The following is a 19,315-nucleotide window of genomic DNA, read 5'->3' as shown; positions in this document are numbered from 1 at the left end:
TTAATCAATACTCATAGTGTTCACGGGTGTACATATGAACAGTATAAGGTTTTCCGTTCAGCCCGTAGTCGGTGTTATCACCGCCCCCTCATTACTCCCCTAACCCAAAACAGACATACTGATCACCCGATTTACTGCCGATCTTGCCGCCACCACAGGCAATTACCACATATTGTTTACCATCTATGGCATAAGTTGCCGGTGTGGCATAACCCGCTGCGGGTAGTTTAGCTTCCCATAGCACTTTGCCTGTTTTTTTATCAAAGGCACGGATCTTTTCATCCTTGGTAGCAGCTATAAATATCAGCCCGCCTTTGGTTACCAGCGGCCCGCCATAGTTTTCTGTACCGGTAATGGGGATGCCTTTTTTGGTTAGCTCGGGGTATTCGCCCAGCGGTACTTTCCATAGCAATTTGCCTGTGGTAAGATCAATAGCACTTAGCGTTCCCCAGGGTGGTTTTATGCCGGGGTAGCCGTCCTTATCTAAAAAGCGATTATAGCCAGTCATGGTATAAGGAACTTCATCTACCATCTTTTTTTCCAGTTTGGTGCTCGGGATCTTCTCTGTTTTGGGTTCTTTGGCTATTACTTTGGCCGCTTTAGCATCAGGCAGTTTCAGCAGAAATGCCAGCAACGCCTTTTTATCAACCGGGGGTATTTGCTTAAATGATGGCATCATATTACGCCCGTTAGCAATGATCTGGCTTACCTGATCCTCTTTGTACTTATTGCCTATATTAACCAGTGACGGATACGATGTGCCGTTCCCTTTTAACTCGGGACCATGACAGCTAATGCAATTTTTATTATAGATCACCTGCCCCATGCCTTTTAACGACTGATCATTGGTTGCCTTAGGTACATCAATCATCACCTGCGCCCAGGGCAGCTCAGAGCTGTTTACATACATGATCTTTGATTCCGGGTCAATCGCCGCCCCGCCCCATTCGCCGCCGCCATCAAAACCAGGGAAGATCCAGCCACCCTGTTTACTGGGCGGGGTAAACATTAACCGGTTTTTAACCTGATTGTATTTCTGCAGCATATCCTGATGTGTTTCGGGCGAGATGTCTGTTACATCCTCCGGATTAAACATTTGTCTTGCAAAGGGTTGCGGCAACGTTGGTATGGGCTGTGTTGGCCAGGGCTCCTCGCCCGGCAAAGCCTGGGTTGGTACCGGTTTTTCAATTATCGGGAAAATGGGCTTGCCATTGGTACGGTCGAACATAAAAATATAGCCATGTTTGGTGGTTTGTGCTATGGCATCTATTTGTTTACCATCGTGGTTTATAGTCACAAGATTTGGATTAGCGGCCAGGTCACGGTCCCACAGATCATGGTGTACTACCTGAAAATGCCATTTGTACTTACCTGTAGCGGCATCCAGTGCCAGTAAAGAATTGGCAAACAGATTTTTCCCTTTGCGGAAACCTCCATAAAAATCGCCGCCTACAGATCCTAAAGGGATATAAACGATGCCGCGTTTCTCGTCCAAAGCCATGCCCGCCCAACTATTGGCACCGCCAAATTTTTTCCAGGCGGCAGTATCCTTCCAGGTTTCGTAGCCTCTTTCGCCGGGATGCGGTATGGTATGAAAGATCCACCTCATTTTACCAGTATGTGCATCATAAGCCCGGATATGCCCCGGCGCGGCGTCTGCCGATTCGGCAACGCGTGTTCCTACAATAAACAAGTGTTTATACACTACACCGGGTGTGGTACCGGCTACAAACGATTTTGTATCGCGGCCAAGATCCTTCGTGAGGTCAATATATCCGTTTTTACCAAAACTCCTTACCGGCAAACCGGTTTCTGCATCAATGGCGAAGGTTTTAGCGCCCACACTATAAAAAATACGTTTCTCGCCGCCATCATTATTTTGCCAGTAAATTACGCCCCGGCTTACTTTATAGTAGGCCATAGGGTCGCCGTTGTTGGTGGTATCCCCTTTTGCCGGGTCGAATAACCATTTTTGCGCGCCGGTAGCGGCATCCAAAGCAAACAACTTGAGCTTGGGGCTGGTACCATACAGCACACCATCAACCATAATAGGGTTACACTGGTTTTGGCTGAGGTTGCCCGTATCCCTATCATGAGTACTGTAGGTCCAGGCTACTTTTAGCTTACTTACATTACTTAGGTTGATCTCCTCATTTGATGAATAACGGTTACCTTCTTTAGTGCCCGCATAGGTTCGCCAACCGCTATAATCTGCAGTATTTGTGGCCGACTTATTTTTACACGAACAGTAAACAACTGACAGAACGCTCAATAAAGAAAGCAGCTTAATTTTCATGATGAAGAATTTAGGTTATTATTGGTTTTTATTTATTGATCAGACTGGCTGGTGCTACTTCATTGCTCAGCAACTTTCCAAATAGTTCCCAGCGTTTTTCGGGCGTTTTGGCAGTGCCACCGTTTCTTTCTATATAGTTCTTTACCAGATCCTGCCCGTAGTTGTAATTGATCACATAGCTACGATATTTTTTTATAAAGCTGATGGATTTGCTGGCGGTTTCATCATTCATGAGGCAATATTTCATCAGGTAGCTCTGCGCCTTATCCCGCGACATGGTATTGTTGATCAAACCCCTTGCCGCCTCATTGCGGGCGTAGTTTAAATTACCCTTTATAGCCAAAGCTTTAAAATACAGATCGATACCGGCTGTATCCAACCCAGCGAGGGGCAGCAATACGTTTTTGGCGAATTTCACTTTTTCATCGCCCGGAAAAGCTACCTCTATACCGTAATTGGCACTCCCTTCGGCAATTAACGATTGCGGGCTAAACAGCGGGTACATCGAGATCTCTACCCATCCTTTATCATGGTACAAGTTTTTTTCGAGCAGCATATTGTATACATGATGACCCGGGTAACTTTCATGACTACCCACATCAATGGCCCGGTCAATAAATATTTTCAGGTCGGTATTTATTTGTACGGTACTTTTATAATTGCCTTTATACCAGTTATAGCCACTCCACGGTTTATTGGTTACATACTCCAAAGTAAATGCCTCGCCGGCAGGTAATTTATAATGGGCAAGGGTACGTTTACGGGCCTCGGCTATGGCCGCCTTTATTACCGGATCAAGTTTATCTTTGGGGATGATGAATTTATTGGCCAGTTTCTGAAAACGATCATTCACACGGCCCTTACCCGGCAGAATGCTATCCAGCAGATTGATCTGCGTTTTAAAATAATCGTCGGTATAAATGGGTGCTGCAACGCCAAAAAGTTCTCTTGATTCTTCATCAAATGGACGCTCCTCGCCCGAGAAGATCCTGATGCGGCGGCTAAATGCTACCAACTGATCGGCCATCCAGCTGGCCCGCATTTTATTGGTATCAACGGTTGATGAGGTCGAAATTATTTTCAATTCGTTCATTAAACTATTGGCATTTGCCAGCAGGCTATCCTTCGGAAATTCCTTGGCGGCCTGCTGTTTGGGCTTTAATGAATCCGGACCATAATAGGCGTCTACAAAGTCAGCATCATACTGACCGATGGTTAGGCCCAGCCTTACATATTCAATAGCCAGGCTGTTCAGTTTTTTATTTTCCTGTTGCTGTGCGGGATTTTGCCCGCATGACAACATAAAAAGTATGGGTAAAAAAAGCAGTAGTTTCTTCATGGTTAATTTATCCTGATCAAGTAAATGTTGAACAAGATAATGATTCCATTGTTTATAAAACAAAATATGGATATCGCATCACAATTTACAATTATGTCATTGCGAGCTTAGCGTGGCAATCTCACCATATAGGTTGCACATGCAAAAGTTCGTTAATGTCCTATGCGATTGCCGCGCTACGCTCGCAATGACACCTTATTCTTGAAAGACTTACGAAGTTTTAAAAACTTCGTAAGTCTGAAATTCAGGACCCCGACTCAGATAGTTTATCCCCAGTTAAAATCAACCACCCTGTTATTCAGTTTCCATTTAGTGGGCTGCATATTGGTCATCCAGTCTAAAGGTTCGGCTATGGGTTGTACTTTGGCGGCGTTGGCGAAAGCCTGTTTTACAGCTGCCCGTTGTTCAGTTCCCAAAGCTTCGGGCTGGGCCGATATGAAGAGCGGCGCGGCGCTTTCGGCCAGTAATTGCAGCCATTGTTTATTTTTATCCCAGGGCACATCCTTGGTTAAACCTACACAATCGCCATCGGCTGCATAAAAGGTGTCATGCTGCGGCAAGCGGAAAGCCAGTGTATTAACGCCCATTTTACGGGTGCGGGCCCACTCCTTGCCACTGGTATCATCGCCAATACGACAAAGTTCAAACACCCCGGCCGACAGATGGCTCATGGTATTGCAGCCAATAATGTACATATCATTTCCAGCGGCCTGCCTGATAGCGCTATACAGATCACCGATTATCTCGGCAGTGGTTTTACTGCGGTCGTTAAAGTTCCAGCCGGGAGCGGTTATACTGTTCTTCATATCAAAACCCCAGCGGCCGGTAATATCATAAGTGCTAAAATCATGTTTCACCATATCATAACCCCACTGTTTATAAACATCGAAGTTGTGTTTAATGCGTTCGATGTTTTCGGGGATGGTTGGGTCAAGTACCGGATTGCGGGGATCATCCCTGCCGGGGATCTTAGGGGCCAGCAAACTGGCTTTTTCATCATGGCGGGCACAAAGCGGACGCATCCACAAACCGGGACGCATACCTAAGTTTTTGATCTCATTGGCCAGCAGGTGCATGTCCTTAAATTTATCATTGGGCTTCGAAAAATCGTCGTTCCAGCCGCCATCACCAGGTAGTAATGGCGAGTACTGCGCCCAACCCGCATCAATTACCGAAAACGGGCGATTATGCGTGTCAGTAACCAATTCGGCCATCATAGCGGTGGTTTTCTTGATCAGGTCGAAAGAATTATTACCATAGGCGAAATACCAATCGTTTATACCATATACAGGCTGTTTTGGCAGGCGTGGCTTAGGGCACATCATACCGCAAAACCTGCGGGTAGTATGAAATGGGGATTCACCGGGTTTACCATTAGCGGTAATGATATCGGCAGCATGAAGCTCACGAGCGCCCAGCAGCACACCGTTGCCGCCCGAATGGGTATCTAAAGTAAGTTCCAAACTATCACTACTTAATCCCCACCAGCAAATACTTTTAGCCCCGGTTTTAACTCCGAAACAGGCGGTTTGCTTGTCGTCATGTATGATTACATACCAGGGATTTTTAACGTTAGTGGATTTAGTTTTCCATTCCAGATCGCCGTAGGAGCGCTCCCAGTGGTCGCCCAAAAATTTGGTGTTTGGCAACAGGTTATGCTTCCACTTTAAGCGCACAGCGTTTAACTGCAGTGTGGGCGAAGCAACAAATACACCCTTTGCATTACTACTGTTTTTTAAAGTGACGATAATATCTTTATAGGTAAATAACGATCCGTTAGTTCCCGTAAGTTTAAACCATTCATCGCCGGTTTGCGCCCAAACTTCGTCTGGAGCATTAATCGCGGTTATTTGGGTTGATGTTGCATACGTGAGCCTGCTGAAAAGCACGGCAGCAGCAGTAGTAGCTGAAAGTTTTATAAAATGTCGCCTTTGCATAGTTAGATATTGGTTATACAACATTACTAAAAGGTTTCAGCTATTGGAAATGATTTTTAAAATTGGAAGGATGGGGTGAAATTGTTTTTTGTCTGAACCACGATTTTTAGGATTGAACGATTACCGCGATTTGTTGAAAACTGAAGTAAACCCTTAAATCTAATGCATCCGTTTAATCGAGGTTCAGACAAATTTCCCCGCCAATTCAAGCGTCAACGCTTGAATTTACATGAGGGTAAGCGTCCACGCTTACAACAGTTAAGTGAGCGTGGACACTCTTTTAAAATATTATTTAAGCGTGGACGCTTAAAGAGGCGGTTGGGTTAAAGCCACTCTTGTTCATTTTTACCCGTTGGCTAAAGCCAACGGCAATGATAAACACTACAATAATTACAAAAATTCATTGCCGTTCCATTTATGGGATGGTTTAAGAAATTGATAACTGGCTTTAGCCTAACAAACCCGTGCAGTTTCCCCCTTGAAAGAGATGTTATGCTGCTTGAATAACACACCCCTGCCAACTCACAATCCCCCCCCTCTCAAGAGGGGAACCTAAATGAAATAATTTAATTATAATGTATTGTAAACTCTGTTTGCCCTTCGGCAACAGTTTTAAGACTGAATTCAAAGCCATGATTTAACAATATTTCCCGCACCAGGGTGAGGCCTATCCCCTGCCCGTCCTTTTTTGTACTAAAAAATGGCGAAAACAAATTGGCATGTTGTTCGGCATTTAAACCCTTGCCGCTATCTGTGATCACCAGTTTCCGCTCGGCAGGCATAGCTGTGAATTTCATTACGCCGGTGCCCTCAATAGCCTCAATGGCATTTTTTACAATGTTTATCAACGCCTGCTCCAGTTGTTGCTCATCGGCCATTATATTTATAGCATCATTAGGCAGGTTAAATTCAAATGCCACGCCATTTTCCTGTGCCTTAACAGCCATTAATTTAGCTACCGAATTTATCAGCTTTTGCAGTATTATGGGTTGTTTATTGGCTTTGGGCAGTTTAACCAGATCGGCAAAATTGCGCATAAACAGGTTAAGGTTTTGGTTACGGTCCATAGCCACCTGCAAGGCATCCTTTAACGAATCAAAATCATGGCTTTCCCAAAGCTGGTCTGTTTTCATGGCCGATTGCATGATGGAGTTAACCGGACCAATGGTATTATTTACCTCATGCGCCATCATCCGGATCACCTTGCCATAAACCTTTTTCTCGGCAGCCAGGATCTCGGCCGTCAGGTCCTCGATCATCACAAAATGGCGGGAGAAACCTCTGTCAACAAAATGCGATTTTTGCAGCTTAAATGAATTTACCCCATCCAGCTTTACCACTGCGGTTTCGCCCGATTTTAACTCCCCGATCTGCTTAAACAAAGGATGCTCCAATTCGTGAATGGAGTAACCATGCACTTGTTCTTCGGTAATGTTTAGTAGCTGAAGGGCTTTGGGGTTTACTTGTTGTACACGATCGTCAAAATCAAGAATGATAATGCCAGTTGGCGAAGTATGGATCAGCTTCTCCAGAAAAAAATGCTGCTGCTCCTGCCGGGTGCGTTCTGTTCTTAATTCATCCATCATCTGGTTATAAACATTAATCAGCTCATCAATTTCATGTTTGCCGGTTGATAAAAACTTAACGTTAAAATCCTTATCCTTAATGGCATCAACACCTTGCATCAGTAGTTTTAAAGGCTGTATCAGCTGGCGGTAAAGCTGCCATGCTATTACGATGGAAATGATAATAAACACCTCCGAAACGATGAAGAACACCTTGTTTTGCTCGAAAATAAAGTAAGTAAGTACCAGCGTTATCAGGTGCAGTATAACAACGAACAAGATGTATTTAGTCCTCAGTTTCATCGTACGGTATCTGGTATTTATCTAAGCGGCGGTACAGAGCGCTACGGGTAAGCCCCAGTGACGCCGCGGCCCTGCTTATTTTATTTTTATGATGATCCATGGCGCGTTTTATCATCTCCACCTCTACTTCTTCCAGTGTTAAAGTACCAACGCCGGGCAATTGCATATTCCCTTTTTTAACCGGCGATAGTTCCAGTTGCGACCTGAAATCATCAATACTCAGTTCGTCATTTTTACTCACCAGTATGGACCGCTCCACCAAATTTTTCAGCTGCCTGATATTACCGGGCAGTGGCAATTGCTGCAGCCATTTTATGGCACTCCCGGCTACTGATAATTTGGGACGATTATATATTTCCTTTAAATTATCAATAAAAAAATTAACCAGCAAGGGAATATCCTTTGGCCGCTCGCGCAGGGCTGGCAGGTAAACCGTGATCAGGTTGATGCGGTAAAGCAGATCTTCCCTGAAGGTACCTTTGTTCACCATATCGTTCAGGTTTTTGTTGGTGGCGCAAACCACCCGCACATCAACCGTTTTGGTACGGCTGCTGCCCAGCACCTCGTAGGTACGGTCCTGCAATACACGCAGCAGTTTTACCTGGCTGCTGGCATCCAGATCGCCTATTTCATCTAAAAAAATAGTTCCCTTGTTTGACATTTCAAAGCGACCAATCCTGTCAAACCGGGCATCGGTAAACGCGCCGCGGATATGGCCAAACATCTCACTTTCAAATAATGATGTGGATATACCACCCAGGTTCACCTTTGTAAACGGCTTGTTGCGCCTTAAACTATTCTGGTGAATGGCCTCGGCTATCAATTCTTTACCCGTGCCGCTTTCGCCCATGATCAGGATGGATGCATCAGTTGGGGCCACCCGGCCTATGGTTTCCAGGATGTTCAGCATTTTAGGGTCTTCGCCTATAATGTGCTGAAAATTGTAGGTTTTATCCAGTTGTTTACGGGTACGGTGCTCGGTTTTCTTGTCCTGCAGGTCAAGCAGGGTTTTAACCGACTGGATCAGGTACTCATTGCTCCAGGGCTTATTGATAAAATCATTGGCCCCCATCTTCATCCCTTTTACGGCCAGTTCAATGCTGCCCCAGCCGGTTATTAATATGACCGGGATAGCAACGGTGTGCTGTTTTATTTTTTCGAGCAGATCCATACCCTCCCGCCCTGAGGTATCTATGGAGAAGTTAAGATCAAGAATAATAAGTTCCGGTGTATTTTTCCTGACTATCTTTAAAGCATCGCCGGGGTTTTCTGTACACAGCACCTCATAACCCTCACCCTTTAGCAACAGCATCAGCGAGGTTCTTACAGCCAGATCGTCATCAATAACCAATATCATAATAGCAGGTTAATATCGTAATTATTCTTCATGTAACGCCACCGCCGGATAAATTGCCGCCGCCTGCTTGCCCGGATATAATGAGCACAAGAATACGAGCAGGTAAATAAACAGGATAGCCAACAGCATAGCGGTAATATAAATACCTGCCTGTAAATTAAATACGTTAAGTAAGGGGAACTGTACGGCAAAAAATATCCCTATAATCAACGACAAGGTGGCCAATATAAGTGACTCTGCGATGAGCTGTGATGAAACCGAATTGCCGGTAGCTCCTACCGCCCTGCGCAGCCCAATTTCACCACGCCTTTTATTGATGTTATACCAAAGCACTCCAAATAAGCCAAGCGCAACATTAATAACCAGGAAACAGCCCACTATTGACATGATGATCATAGGCACCAGGTTAAAATAATTAATCTCTGTGCGTTTGTTAGTAAAATGCTCAATGGATATATTTGAATCTTTCATGTAGTTGGCCAGAGTTTTATATAAACGGGCCTCAGAAGCGGCATTGGCTGTAGGTATAACCTTTATAATTATATTGCCTAACCAACGAAAAGATCCGGTATCAACACGAAAGTATAACGCGTTACCAGATGGTGAATAATCACCTTTAACCTTTAAATCCTGTATAACGCCAATTATCTTCATTTTTGATTTGCCATCACCGTCAGTAATGACCTTACCAACAGCAGTACCATTGCCAAAAAGTTGTTCCTTTAAACTACCATTGATAACTACCGAAGGATATTTGCCAATGGCGTCATTTTTATTTAACCAGCTGCCCTCAAGCAAACTGACGTTTAAAGCATTCTTGTAATTATCATCAACCGTGTATCTATTAGTACCTGTTGTTAATTTACCGTACATAACATCTCCGCCATTGGTATAGGACGAGAGCGGTACGTTATCGCTGCAGAAACTCACCTCTTTAACTACGGGCATAGCTTTCATCATTTTTTGCAGGGTTTGGTAGTACAGGTTCAGTGAGTCGGTATTTTGTGTTTTATAGGTATTGTTGTACGATACCAGCCACGCGTTTTTATAATCAAAGCCCATTGGCTTTTTATAATTGGTGTAATAATACACCAGCATAGAAAAAACAGCGAACAATACCAGAAATGAGAATAGCATTTCTATCATCAATAAAAAGTTTTGTTTCTTTTTATTCCAGATCAGCTTAAATAAATGCTTGAACATAATATTTTGATTAAATGATTTTTAAATTACCTACTGAGCTTTTAAAGCAGTTACCACATTGAGTTTTGACATACGCCATGCCGGGTAAACTCCTGATAATAAACCGAATAAAAAACAAATAAGTAAACCAATAAACAGTACGGTGAAATTAATTGATAAAACCAGGTTGGGTATCAGGTGCGCACTGTTAAGAGCTCCTATAGCTATAAAAGATAATACCACGCCTATAGCGCCACCCAGTAATGTTAGTATAATATTTTCGACAATAAACTGATAAATCAATGTGTTTGAAGATGCACCGAATGCCTTGCGTACACCAATTTCTGATGAGCGCTCCATAATACGGGTAATGTTGATATTAACCAAATTAAGTGTGGGCAAAAGCATTACCAGCAATACAAATATGCTAATAGCGGTAAGCACCATTACCACCCCTGATTTGTTATCGTTGCCGGTATCAACGTAGCTCGCAATATAAGAACGGGCATGACACACTATTTTGATAAATTCTTTTCTCTCCATGGGCAGCCTTTGTATCATACTTTGAAATTCAGCTTGCATGCGGGGTACGTCTGACCTGGAGTTTGCCAGCAATATGCCATAAAACCGACCGTGGTAGCTTTTATCTTTTGCAAAATCTGTTTTGGCTACGGTATAAGGCAGGTATATATCGCTAAAAGTCATGTAGCTGGTTACCGGTACATTTTTCACTACGCCAATTACCCGGTATTTCACATTATCTGCTTCAAAATACTTGCCCACTACCGATGGTGCATCGCCAAAATATTGTTTCTTTATATCTTCAGATATGACCGTCACCATGTCGCCTTTATCAATTTGCTGTTTTGTGAAGGCCTTACCCTCCACAAAATCATATTCCATAATATCCCAGTAATCGGCATTGGTGTATTTGTAGCTTAAGCTTATCTTTTTATTATTTACATAAGTATTAGTGCTACTGGCGCCGTTGGTTATACCAATTTTAACAGGGGTTTTTAGACTGCGCGCATAATGATCAAAAAAGTAAAAAGATAATGGCCCCGAATTCATACCATTGTTTTTATACCACTCAGACATGCGCGAAACGTATAAAGAACGGTCACGTTTATGGTCGGGGTAGCTATCTCCGGCTATCTTATCCAAAAAAGAAGTTAACACCAGCAAAATTGTAAGTGTAAAGCTGATACCAAACAAGCTGATGAACGTAAAGAACTTGCGCCTGCGCAGCACCGCTATGGCTATTTTAAAATAATTTTTGAGCATGATCTTAATGTTAAACTGTTAATTACAAAACCTGCGAGCCGTCAAATAAGCGCATCAACCTATGTGTTTTGTGGGCCATGTTTTCATCGTGCGTTACCATTACAATGGTAGTGCCTTCGTTACGGTTAAGGTTAATCAGGATCTCCATGATCTCGTTGCCCATAGCGCTATCCAGGTTACCGGTAGGCTCGTCGGCCAGGATAATTTCCGGGTGGCCCACAATAGCCCGGGCTATGGCTACACGCTGCCGTTGTCCGCCTGATAGTTGGGTAGGGAAGTGTTTTACCCGGTTTGAAAGCCCTACCTTTTCCAGAGCCTCGCTGGCCAGCATTTTGCGTTCTTTGGCGGTGGTATTGCGGTATAGCAGTGGCAGCTCCACATTATCAAGCACCTGCAGGTCATTTATCAGGTGGTAGCTTTGAAAAATAAAGCCCAGCTTTTTATTCCTGAACTGTGCCAGTTGCTTATCAGATAAATGATCGGTTTTTTGATCGCTTATTTTGATCTCGCCTTTTGACGGTGCATCGAGCAGGCCGATAATGTTAAGCAAGGTGCTTTTACCACAGCCCGAAGGGCCCATGATGGATAAAAATTCGCCTTTGGCTACGTCAAGGTTGATGCTGTTGAGTGCCAATGTTTCAATAGTGTCTGTGCGGTACACTTTTTCGATGTTTTGTAAACGGATCATATCTTTAATTAGTGAATTATTGAGTTATTGAATTTGTGATTTATTGATAGGTAATTTTATGGTTATTTTCAAAGTCATATAACGACAAGTAGCGTAACTGGTAATATGCTCCCCAGAAATCGCGGAGCGATGTTATGTAATCGCGCTTGGCCTGGTCATTTTCGCGAAAGGCGATGCCCAGGTCGGTAATACTCAGGTCGCCCAGTACATAGCGTTCGCGGGCTATCTGGTATTTTTCTGAAGCGATGCTATCAGCTTCGGCAGTATACACCAGTTGCTCCTTCATTACATTAAACAGCGATACCTGCGTTACTATCTGCTGCTGAAAATTTTGCTTATCCTGCTCTACAGTGTATTCAGTAAGCTGCTGATTGGCCATTGCTGTTTTGGTGCGCGATTTTGACCTGCCCCAATCCAGTATGGGTACTGATAATTGCACCTGCAACACTTGCTGGTTCTGCGGATTTTTATACACTCCCGGAATATTGGTGGCCGTATTTGAAAAACCCAGATTGGCATTAAGTGTGGCAGTTAAACCTGTTTCGCCCTTAGCTTTGGCTACATCGCGTTTGGCCTCGGCCATGCGCCTCAGGAAACCAATAGCAGCCGAACGGTTAGCAAAGGCCTCGGCCAAAACCTTATCCGGGGTAACGCTCATTTGGCTGATATTTTCGGGTACCATCAGTACAATTTTACTATCACTCTCCTGCCCTATATAACTGCGTAGGGTAAGGGTGGCAATTTCTATATCGCGTTTTGCGGTACCCACTGCCTTTTTAGCGTTAATAAGCTCTAATCTTAATTGCAATATGTCGTTTTTTGATACTTTTCCTAACTCAAATTTTGTGTTGGCTATGCCCATTATTTTTTCGGTATTGGTTAAGTTGGTTTCGGCAATGTGCAAGTTAACCTGTGCCAGCAACAGATCAAAAAAATAACCCTCAACCGTTACCGCAATGTTTTCCAGGTCTTCAATATAAGTCTGTTTGCTCTCATTATATTTCAAGGGCTCAATCTTTTTATCCCATTTTAACTTATTAAACTGAAACAGCGGCTGTGCGTACGCAATACCATACGGAATACCGTTGTATAATACGTTATGCCTGTCAAAATCATTAAAACGCTGCAACTGGGTTGTACCAAATATAGTACCGCCAGTTGCGGTAATGCTTTGACTAAAATCAAGCTGAAGTGACGAGTTATCGTTATGAATAGGTTGAAACAATATGGTGCCATCCGGCTGAAATACCTGCGAAAAAGTTTTTTGATAATTAGGTAAAAACCCGCTTACAGCCAGTTGAGGCTGATAGTTTGATTTGTAAGTACGGTACTCCCAGTATTTTGTTTCGCGCACGGTAGCGGCCTGTTTAGCCGCTATGGAGTTTGCCTTGGCAAGCTCAACCACCTGTTGCAGGGTAAGGCGCAGGGTATCGTTAGCGCCATGGCAAAATGCCACCGAACTCATGGTTAATAACAATATAATGTATAAAAATTTCATTTCTTTTAATTATATATTTTCTGATACCCACTCAAACCCTCCCACCAACCGGCAGGAGGATTAATGTTATGAAGAACTCCCTTCCCACGGGGAGCTGAGTGGCTTATGTCAGTTAATAGTTATTTCTGTTGAGTTTTTATATTCGCTCATATCCGAGGTGATCACCACATCGCCGGGTTTTACGCCGTCCTGTATCTCTACATAATCAAAATTGGTTAGGCCTACGTGAACCGTCCGGCGTTCGGCCTTACCTTTATTTACCACAAAAATGTCCTGTAAATTTGAGCCTTTGAATGCCGGGCCGTTGGCAACCCGCATCACTTTATTATGCGTTGCGGTCACCAGGAAAACATCAACTTTCATATTGGGCCGAAGCAACTTGCTGGACCGGTCATCAAGCTGTATATCAAAAGAGATGATACTATTTTGGATAGATGGCGATACATTAGTCACATGACCACGCAACTGGTTATCATTAATGCGGACAATAACGGGGATACCGGTATGCAGTTCGTCAAGTGAATTATCAGATATACTACCCTGCACTTTAAAACTCCCGAGGTCGGCAATGCGGGCCAGCGTTTCGCCCTCATGTATATTAGCGCCTATGTTTTTGTTTACATAAGTAATTACGCCTTTGCGGGTGGCAATCACGTTGGCCAGCTGCAGTTTGCGCTGCAGCTCGTTAAGATCATTTTCCTGTATGGCCGCGGCAATTTCGGCTTCTTTGATCTCTATCTGCATCGTTTGCTGCTTGTTCTTTATTTCGTTTTCCAGTTGTTTTTTCTCCAACTGGGCCACTTTTAAGTTAAGCTCTGCCTGCTCAATATTTTCGCGGGTGCCGCCACCTGCTTTAAACAGACGTTTGGCATTTTCAACTGCATCGGCCAGGTTGCTGATGTGCAGCTGTTTGATATCATTGTTCGATTGGATATCATAAAAGCTTTTGCCCAGATCAAGCCTTAATTTGCTGATCTCGTTACGTTTTGATTCGAGCTGAAATTTTAGCTTTTCATATTCGGTTTGAGAGGCCGATTTATCAAGGGTGATAATGGATTGCCCGGCGTTCACTTTATTACCGGCATCCATCAGCGCGTTTTTTATAGATGCATTGATGGGGCTGGTAATGATCTCCTCAAACTCAGGCAATACTTCGCCGGTGGCGTTGATGGTATTTTCTATATTACCCGTTTCAACAATAGCAGTAGTGATCTCTGATTTTTTTAATGACGACTTGATATACCCCCGCAATACCCATATAGCCAGCACTAAACCAGCTATGCTGATCAGGGCAACCAATGCCGTTTTTCTTCTTTTTTGCGATATAACTTCAAGCGTTATTTCCTTATCCATTGTTGTACTTTTTGGATATGGTTTTGCAAGAGTTATACCAATACCAAGTAGCTTACTATCAATTATTTATGAATTTTTTATTTTTAAAAAGTGATCGATTTCGGACACTTTTTATGATAATGAACAGGTGGGAATGGTATGGGCGTGAGGGTTGGCTGTAGGGGTTGACTCACCCGATCTGCGCTTCGCTGGATCACCCTCTCTTCGCCTGCGGCGGAAAGAGGAAAAAAAATAAACTTGTCATGCTGAACGCAGTGAAGCATCTAATTACCGACATGCAAAGCTTGCTAATAGGTCCTTCGTTCCTCAGGATGACAAAAAGTATAAAGATATTTGCAACGCCCTCTTTCCGCCGCAGGCGAAGAGAAGGATGGCGAGCGAAGCAAAGCCAGGGTGAGTCTATGAGAGGATAGTCACTAACTAATTATCCTTCAAGAGCTTTCTTATCTTACCTAACAGGTCGTCAATTTCAAAAGGCTTTGCTAAAAAATCATCAGCTCCGGCTTCATAGGCCGATCGTTCGATATCCCGACTGGCTGATATCATAATGATGGGAATGCCCCTGGTGTTTTTCCTCTGTTTTAATTCACGACAAATATCCCGCCCGTCAAAGCCCGACATCCAGATATCTAATAATAACAGATCGGGAAATTCTGTTTGCATATCTAAAAGCGTCGCCCCATTTACAGTCGACGACACCTCGTAACCTTCAAAATCAAGCATGATCTCTACCGCATCTACAATCCCCGGATCATCGTCCGCAATCATGATCTTTTTCATTTCTTCGTGCTCAAACACCACAAAAATCAAGCCTTTAATAGGCTAATTAACAGTTTGTGCAATTATTGGCATTCGCGAAGCTTAGCGTAAGAGCAGTTAAAAATGGCACATGAAACCTTCCGTATCTATATATAAAGCTATAAATGAGCGTGTATCAAAAATCAGAATAAGCAGCCGGATACAGGAAAATGATGTCCACATGCGAGACATTATTTTGGTATTCGGCTTTTGTCGATAAGGTTTTCCAGTAGGCATCTTTACCAAAAGCATCCCAATGCGCATCCCTGTCCTGTTTATTATTAAAAGTGGTCATGTACATCAAATTAGGCATGTGCGCGCCGGCTATTACTTCTGAATAAAATACGGCGTTAAAACCCAATCGTTTAAACAGGCCTACTTCATCGCCATCATTAAACATGCGCACCTTGTTAAAGTTATATTTTTCGGTAGCGCTCTCATAGCTGCGCAACTCATATACCCTATCGGCTTTATTACCGGTTAAATTGGGCACAGCCGGGGCTGGCATACCCGGAAATGCCTGCAATATCAGTGTTTCAATACGGGTATAAGGAGCATCCTTAAAATCAGCATTGATATAATCCTCACCATCGGTTAAATATTTAGTATCGGCCTGTAATTTTTTGTCGATATCTGTTAGTTTATTCAGCGACGTGAATGGGGTAAAAACGTAGATGCGCATATCGGCAGTATCCTGTTTTATGGGCTTAAAAACACCAACCTTTTTAATACCTGCCCTATGTAATGCCTGCACATATGCCTGCTCCAGGTAACGCTCTATACGGCCTTCCTGTGCCTGGGTTTTGTAATGGTATATTTTAATTTGATAATAATATCTTTTGGCTGCACTGGCCGGCGAAGCCAACGTGCACCCAATAATTAATATAACGAAAGAAAAAAGGTTAAGAATGGTTTTGTAATGTGATTTCATAAATAGGTTTAAGTGTGTAAATATAATTTCAAATGTGCTAATTTCAGCTGGTTTATTAAATGTCTTTGTCACATTTTTGTAGCACAGTATCCTAATTTATGGGTTATGCCGCAATCAACAAAAAAGCCTGTAAGCTATAGCTTACAGGCTTTTAAATATTAGGAATAAATGGATTACAACTCGCGTACCCAAATATTACGGAAACTAAGCGGTTCGCTTTTATCGCCGTGTGCCTGTAGTTTTATAGGTGTGGCGCCGTGTTTTTTGCCTTCGTATGATGGCTTACCAACGTATTGAGTTGGACCAAGCAGTTCAAAGTTATTTTCAACCAGCACGCCGTTAAAGAACACGGTAGCTCTTGCTGCTGATTTTAACGTACCATCCTCGTTAAATACTGGTGCTGTCCAAACAACATCATAAACATTCCACTCGCCTGGTTTGCGGCAAGGGTTTGCCAATGGGATAGCTTGTTTATAAATACTGCCGGCCATACCATTAACGTAAGTTTTATTGTTATATGCATCTAAAACCTGTAGCTCATAACCCGGATCACCTTTACCTAATGATGCTAAAAACACACCGCTGTTACCGCGTGCCTGGCCTTCGCCGGTAATGTTTGCAGGAACACGCCACTCAATATGCAGCTGGTAATTAGTAAATGATTTTTTAGTTTCAATACCGCCGGTATGTTTATCAACAGTAAGTATATTGCCTTTAAACGGCCATTTTGCCGGGCTTTTATCTTCGTTTGATACCCATTCGTCCAGGTTTTTACCATCAAATAAAACTATGGCATCTGAAGGAGCATCGCCTAATACTTTAGCCGGAACAACCACCTTTGGAACAGGCTCGTATATTTCTGTGTCTTCGTGCTTAGCACCTTCCTGTGCATTAGCCATCAAAAAGCTTCCGGCTAAAAGCGCTGTTAGTATAACTGGATATTTCATATTGGTATTATAATTGGTTTAAACGTGAAGTGTATTTTTCAGGTAAGATGCACTTTTGGTGATACTTACATAAGGATCAATATTGGTATAGTTTTCCTGTTCAACAATAAAATGTTTAACACCGCCAAGCTTGGCTTTACCCAATATGGTTTTAAAATCAATATCGCCGTTACCAATTTCGGTGTTCAGTTCGGCATTGGTTTTGTCTCTGTCTTTAACATGTACAAAAGTGAAACGGCCTGGATGTTTTTCAAAAATTGCAACTGGATCCTGTCCAGCGCGTACAACCCAGTAAATATCCATTTCCATGTTCACCAGCTTAGGATCAGTGTTGTTAAGTACCACATCATAAAAAGTAGTGTCGCCAACAGGTTTCCACTCAAAGTTATGGTTGTGGTAGCCCAATTTTAAGCCCGATGCTTTGCAGATCTCGGCTATCTTGTTCATCTTTTCGGCTACTGCTTTGCAATCATCAACCGTTTTTATAAAATTATGGTTTAATGAAGGTATAATGATATAGGTTTGTCCGATGGTGTTAGCCACTTCAATATAAGCTTTCAGGTCATCAGTTTTACCTTCACCAAAATACTGGTCAAGCCCATAGTGACCGCTCGGCGTGGTAAGACCATTATCCTTTAATAACTGACTAAAATCTTTACCCGGCAAACCCCAATATCCTGTTTGTTTATTAAAACCAAAGGTTTCCACCTCTTTATAACCGGCTTTTGCTACCTGAGCAATTACACCTTTTACATCCTTTGGTAACTGATCGCGCAAGCTATATAATTGCAGCCCTACAACGTTATTGCCCTTGGCCGATAGAAAATTAGGTTTCATCATTACACCTGCTGTAATTAGTCCGGCCTGTGCTAAAAATGTTCTTCTGGTTGTCATGTGTTTATTTGGTTAATGTTTTTGTTAGAGCAGATCTTTTGAATAAGGTTTAAACGTCACAAATATGTACCGCCTTACGCAACGAAGCTATTTTATCGGGCTGCTTGGGTATAAACTCCTGCGCCACATAGCCTTTATGACCTACTCCTACAATAGCTTTCATAATAGCCGGATAGTATAATTCCTGCGTATCATCAATTTCATTACGACCCGGTACACCACCGGTGTGGTAATGCGCTATGTATTGGTGAAACTCACGGATATTACGGATCACATCACCCTCATCTATCTGCATGTGATAAATATCATACAGCAGCTTAAAGTTTTCAGATCCCAATCTTTTACACAGCTCGGCACCCCATGATACCCTATCGCACTGATAATCTTTATGGTCAATTTTACTGTTCAGCAGTTCCATAACCAGTACTACGTTATGCTTTTCGGCAAGGGCAACCATTGGTTTCAGGCCTTCTACACAGTTGTTCCAGCCGGTTTCATTATCCTTACCCCGGCGACTACCGCTAAAGCAGATCAGGTTCTTATAACCTGCCGCCGCTACTTTGGGGATCATTTCGGCATAGTTTTTTTGCAGCTGGGCATGAAATTGCTTATCACCGAAACCATCGGTCAGGTTTATTTCGGCGCCATTGCACATAGACGAAAACAGACCGTATTTTTGAAGCGTTGGCCAGTCGGCCGGGCCAACCAGATCAATACCTTTTATGCCGATATCTTTTGCCGCAGCGCAAAGCTGCTCAACCGACATACCATTATAACACCAGCGGCATACCGCGTGGTTAATATTGCCTTTGAGGGTATCAGCTACCATTTCTTTATCTTGTTCGGGTTGTGTAAATGAGGTTAACACGCCTGATGCCGTTATAGCGGCGGTGCCGGCAAGCATATTTTTGATAGCCGACCTACGGTTTTGATTTGATGCCAT

General features: G+C 43.1%; 15 protein-coding genes. All 15 read right to left on the bottom strand.

Annotated elements, in window-relative coordinates; translation table 11 throughout:
• Positions 1-91 precede the first annotated feature (91 nt).
• The gene (locus tag M2273_RS10575; protein WP_429396501.1) at positions 92-2,296 is read right to left on the bottom strand and encodes a PQQ-binding-like beta-propeller repeat protein; all 2,205 of its coding nucleotides are present in this window, start codon (positions 2,294-2,296) and stop codon (positions 92-94) included.
• A 28-nt stretch (positions 2,297-2,324) separates the two neighbouring features.
• On the bottom strand, positions 2,325-3,635 hold the full coding sequence (locus M2273_RS10570) for a hypothetical protein (RefSeq protein ID WP_429396498.1): 1,311 nt from the start codon (positions 3,633-3,635) through the stop codon (positions 2,325-2,327).
• Positions 3,636-3,901: 266 nt separating this feature from the next.
• Positions 3,902-5,572 (bottom strand): hypothetical protein, encoded by a 1,671-nt coding sequence (locus M2273_RS10565; RefSeq protein ID WP_429396495.1) that lies wholly within the window; start codon positions 5,570-5,572, stop codon positions 3,902-3,904.
• A 566-nt stretch (positions 5,573-6,138) separates the two neighbouring features.
• Positions 6,139-7,440 carry a sensor histidine kinase gene (locus M2273_RS10560; protein ID WP_429396492.1) on the bottom strand — a complete coding sequence of 434 codons (1,302 nt, stop codon included), beginning with the start codon at positions 7,438-7,440 and terminating at the stop codon, positions 6,139-6,141.
• Positions 7,424-8,797: a sigma-54-dependent transcriptional regulator gene (locus M2273_RS10555; protein ID WP_429396489.1), complete on the bottom strand. Its 1,374-nt coding sequence runs from the start codon at positions 8,795-8,797 to the stop codon at positions 7,424-7,426. The genes M2273_RS10560 and M2273_RS10555 overlap by 17 nt, the downstream gene beginning before the upstream one ends.
• 21 nt (positions 8,798-8,818) lie before the next feature.
• Positions 8,819-10,000 carry an ABC transporter permease gene (locus tag M2273_RS10550; RefSeq protein ID WP_429396486.1) on the bottom strand — a complete coding sequence of 394 codons (1,182 nt, stop codon included), beginning with the start codon at positions 9,998-10,000 and terminating at the stop codon, positions 8,819-8,821.
• A gap of 30 nt (positions 10,001-10,030) precedes the next feature.
• A complete protein-coding gene (locus tag M2273_RS10545) occupies positions 10,031-11,263 on the bottom strand; it encodes an ABC transporter permease (protein WP_429396483.1) in 1,233 nt (410 codons plus the stop codon).
• 22 nt (positions 11,264-11,285) lie between these two features.
• Positions 11,286-11,951 carry an ABC transporter ATP-binding protein gene (locus M2273_RS10540; protein WP_429396481.1) on the bottom strand — a complete coding sequence of 222 codons (666 nt, stop codon included), beginning with the start codon at positions 11,949-11,951 and terminating at the stop codon, positions 11,286-11,288.
• Positions 11,952-11,991: 40 nt separating this feature from the next.
• Entirely contained in the window at positions 11,992-13,449 is a 1,458-nt protein-coding gene (locus tag M2273_RS10535) for a TolC family protein (protein ID WP_429396478.1), read from the bottom strand.
• A 108-nt stretch (positions 13,450-13,557) separates the two neighbouring features.
• The gene (locus M2273_RS10530) at positions 13,558-14,802 is read right to left on the bottom strand and encodes an efflux RND transporter periplasmic adaptor subunit (RefSeq protein WP_429396475.1); all 1,245 of its coding nucleotides are present in this window, start codon (positions 14,800-14,802) and stop codon (positions 13,558-13,560) included.
• Positions 14,803-15,222: 420 nt separating this feature from the next.
• On the bottom strand, positions 15,223-15,582 hold the full coding sequence (locus tag M2273_RS10525) for a response regulator transcription factor (protein WP_429396472.1): 360 nt from the start codon (positions 15,580-15,582) through the stop codon (positions 15,223-15,225).
• Positions 15,583-15,736: 154 nt separating this feature from the next.
• The gene (locus tag M2273_RS10520) at positions 15,737-16,531 is read right to left on the bottom strand and encodes an NIPSNAP family protein (RefSeq protein ID WP_429396469.1); all 795 of its coding nucleotides are present in this window, start codon (positions 16,529-16,531) and stop codon (positions 15,737-15,739) included.
• Positions 16,532-16,704: 173 nt separating this feature from the next.
• Positions 16,705-17,478, bottom strand: coding sequence for a 3-keto-disaccharide hydrolase (locus tag M2273_RS10515; protein WP_429396466.1), 774 nt, complete (start codon positions 17,476-17,478; stop codon positions 16,705-16,707).
• Between the two features lie 18 nt (positions 17,479-17,496).
• Positions 17,497-18,372, bottom strand: a complete 876-nt coding sequence (locus M2273_RS10510) for a sugar phosphate isomerase/epimerase family protein (protein ID WP_429396463.1) — start codon at positions 18,370-18,372, stop codon at positions 17,497-17,499.
• Between the two features lie 49 nt (positions 18,373-18,421).
• Positions 18,422-19,315, bottom strand: a complete 894-nt coding sequence (locus M2273_RS10505; RefSeq protein ID WP_429396460.1) for a hydroxypyruvate isomerase family protein — start codon at positions 19,313-19,315, stop codon at positions 18,422-18,424.

The sequence above is a fragment of the Mucilaginibacter lappiensis genome, from assembly GCF_050433765.1.
In the GTDB taxonomy this organism is placed as follows: domain Bacteria; phylum Bacteroidota; class Bacteroidia; order Sphingobacteriales; family Sphingobacteriaceae; genus Mucilaginibacter; species Mucilaginibacter lappiensis_A.
This window is presented reverse-complemented; position numbering and strand designations above follow the sequence as displayed.

What these genes read in the sequence shown, in the direction of transcription:
- M2273_RS10540 (WP_429396481.1), bottom strand. Translation starts at nt 11,951, where the DNA reads ATGATCCGTTTACAAAACATCGAAAAAGTGTACCGCACAGACACTATT.
- M2273_RS10510 (WP_429396463.1), bottom strand. Translation starts at nt 18,372, where the DNA reads ATGACAACCAGAAGAACATTTTTAGCACAGGCCGGACTAATTACAGCA.
- M2273_RS10565 (WP_429396495.1), bottom strand. Translation starts at nt 5,572, where the DNA reads ATGCAAAGGCGACATTTTATAAAACTTTCAGCTACTACTGCTGCTGCC.
- M2273_RS10550 (WP_429396486.1), bottom strand. Translation starts at nt 10,000, where the DNA reads ATGTTCAAGCATTTATTTAAGCTGATCTGGAATAAAAAGAAACAAAAC.
- M2273_RS10560 (WP_429396492.1), bottom strand. Translation starts at nt 7,440, where the DNA reads ATGAAACTGAGGACTAAATACATCTTGTTCGTTGTTATACTGCACCTG.
- M2273_RS10535 (WP_429396478.1), bottom strand. Translation starts at nt 13,449, where the DNA reads ATGAAATTTTTATACATTATATTGTTATTAACCATGAGTTCGGTGGCA.
- M2273_RS10530 (WP_429396475.1), bottom strand. Translation starts at nt 14,802, where the DNA reads ATGGATAAGGAAATAACGCTTGAAGTTATATCGCAAAAAAGAAGAAAA.
- M2273_RS10545 (WP_429396483.1), bottom strand. Translation starts at nt 11,263, where the DNA reads ATGCTCAAAAATTATTTTAAAATAGCCATAGCGGTGCTGCGCAGGCGC.
- M2273_RS10520 (WP_429396469.1), bottom strand. Translation starts at nt 16,531, where the DNA reads ATGAAATCACATTACAAAACCATTCTTAACCTTTTTTCTTTCGTTATA.
- M2273_RS10525 (WP_429396472.1), bottom strand. Translation starts at nt 15,582, where the DNA reads ATGAAAAAGATCATGATTGCGGACGATGATCCGGGGATTGTAGATGCG.
- M2273_RS10505 (WP_429396460.1), bottom strand. Translation starts at nt 19,315, where the DNA reads ATGGCATCAAATCAAAACCGTAGGTCGGCTATCAAAAATATGCTTGCC.
- M2273_RS10515 (WP_429396466.1), bottom strand. Translation starts at nt 17,478, where the DNA reads ATGAAATATCCAGTTATACTAACAGCGCTTTTAGCCGGAAGCTTTTTG.
- M2273_RS10555 (WP_429396489.1), bottom strand. Translation starts at nt 8,797, where the DNA reads ATGATATTGGTTATTGATGACGATCTGGCTGTAAGAACCTCGCTGATG.
- M2273_RS10570 (WP_429396498.1), bottom strand. Translation starts at nt 3,635, where the DNA reads ATGAAGAAACTACTGCTTTTTTTACCCATACTTTTTATGTTGTCATGC.
- M2273_RS10575 (WP_429396501.1), bottom strand. Translation starts at nt 2,296, where the DNA reads ATGAAAATTAAGCTGCTTTCTTTATTGAGCGTTCTGTCAGTTGTTTAC.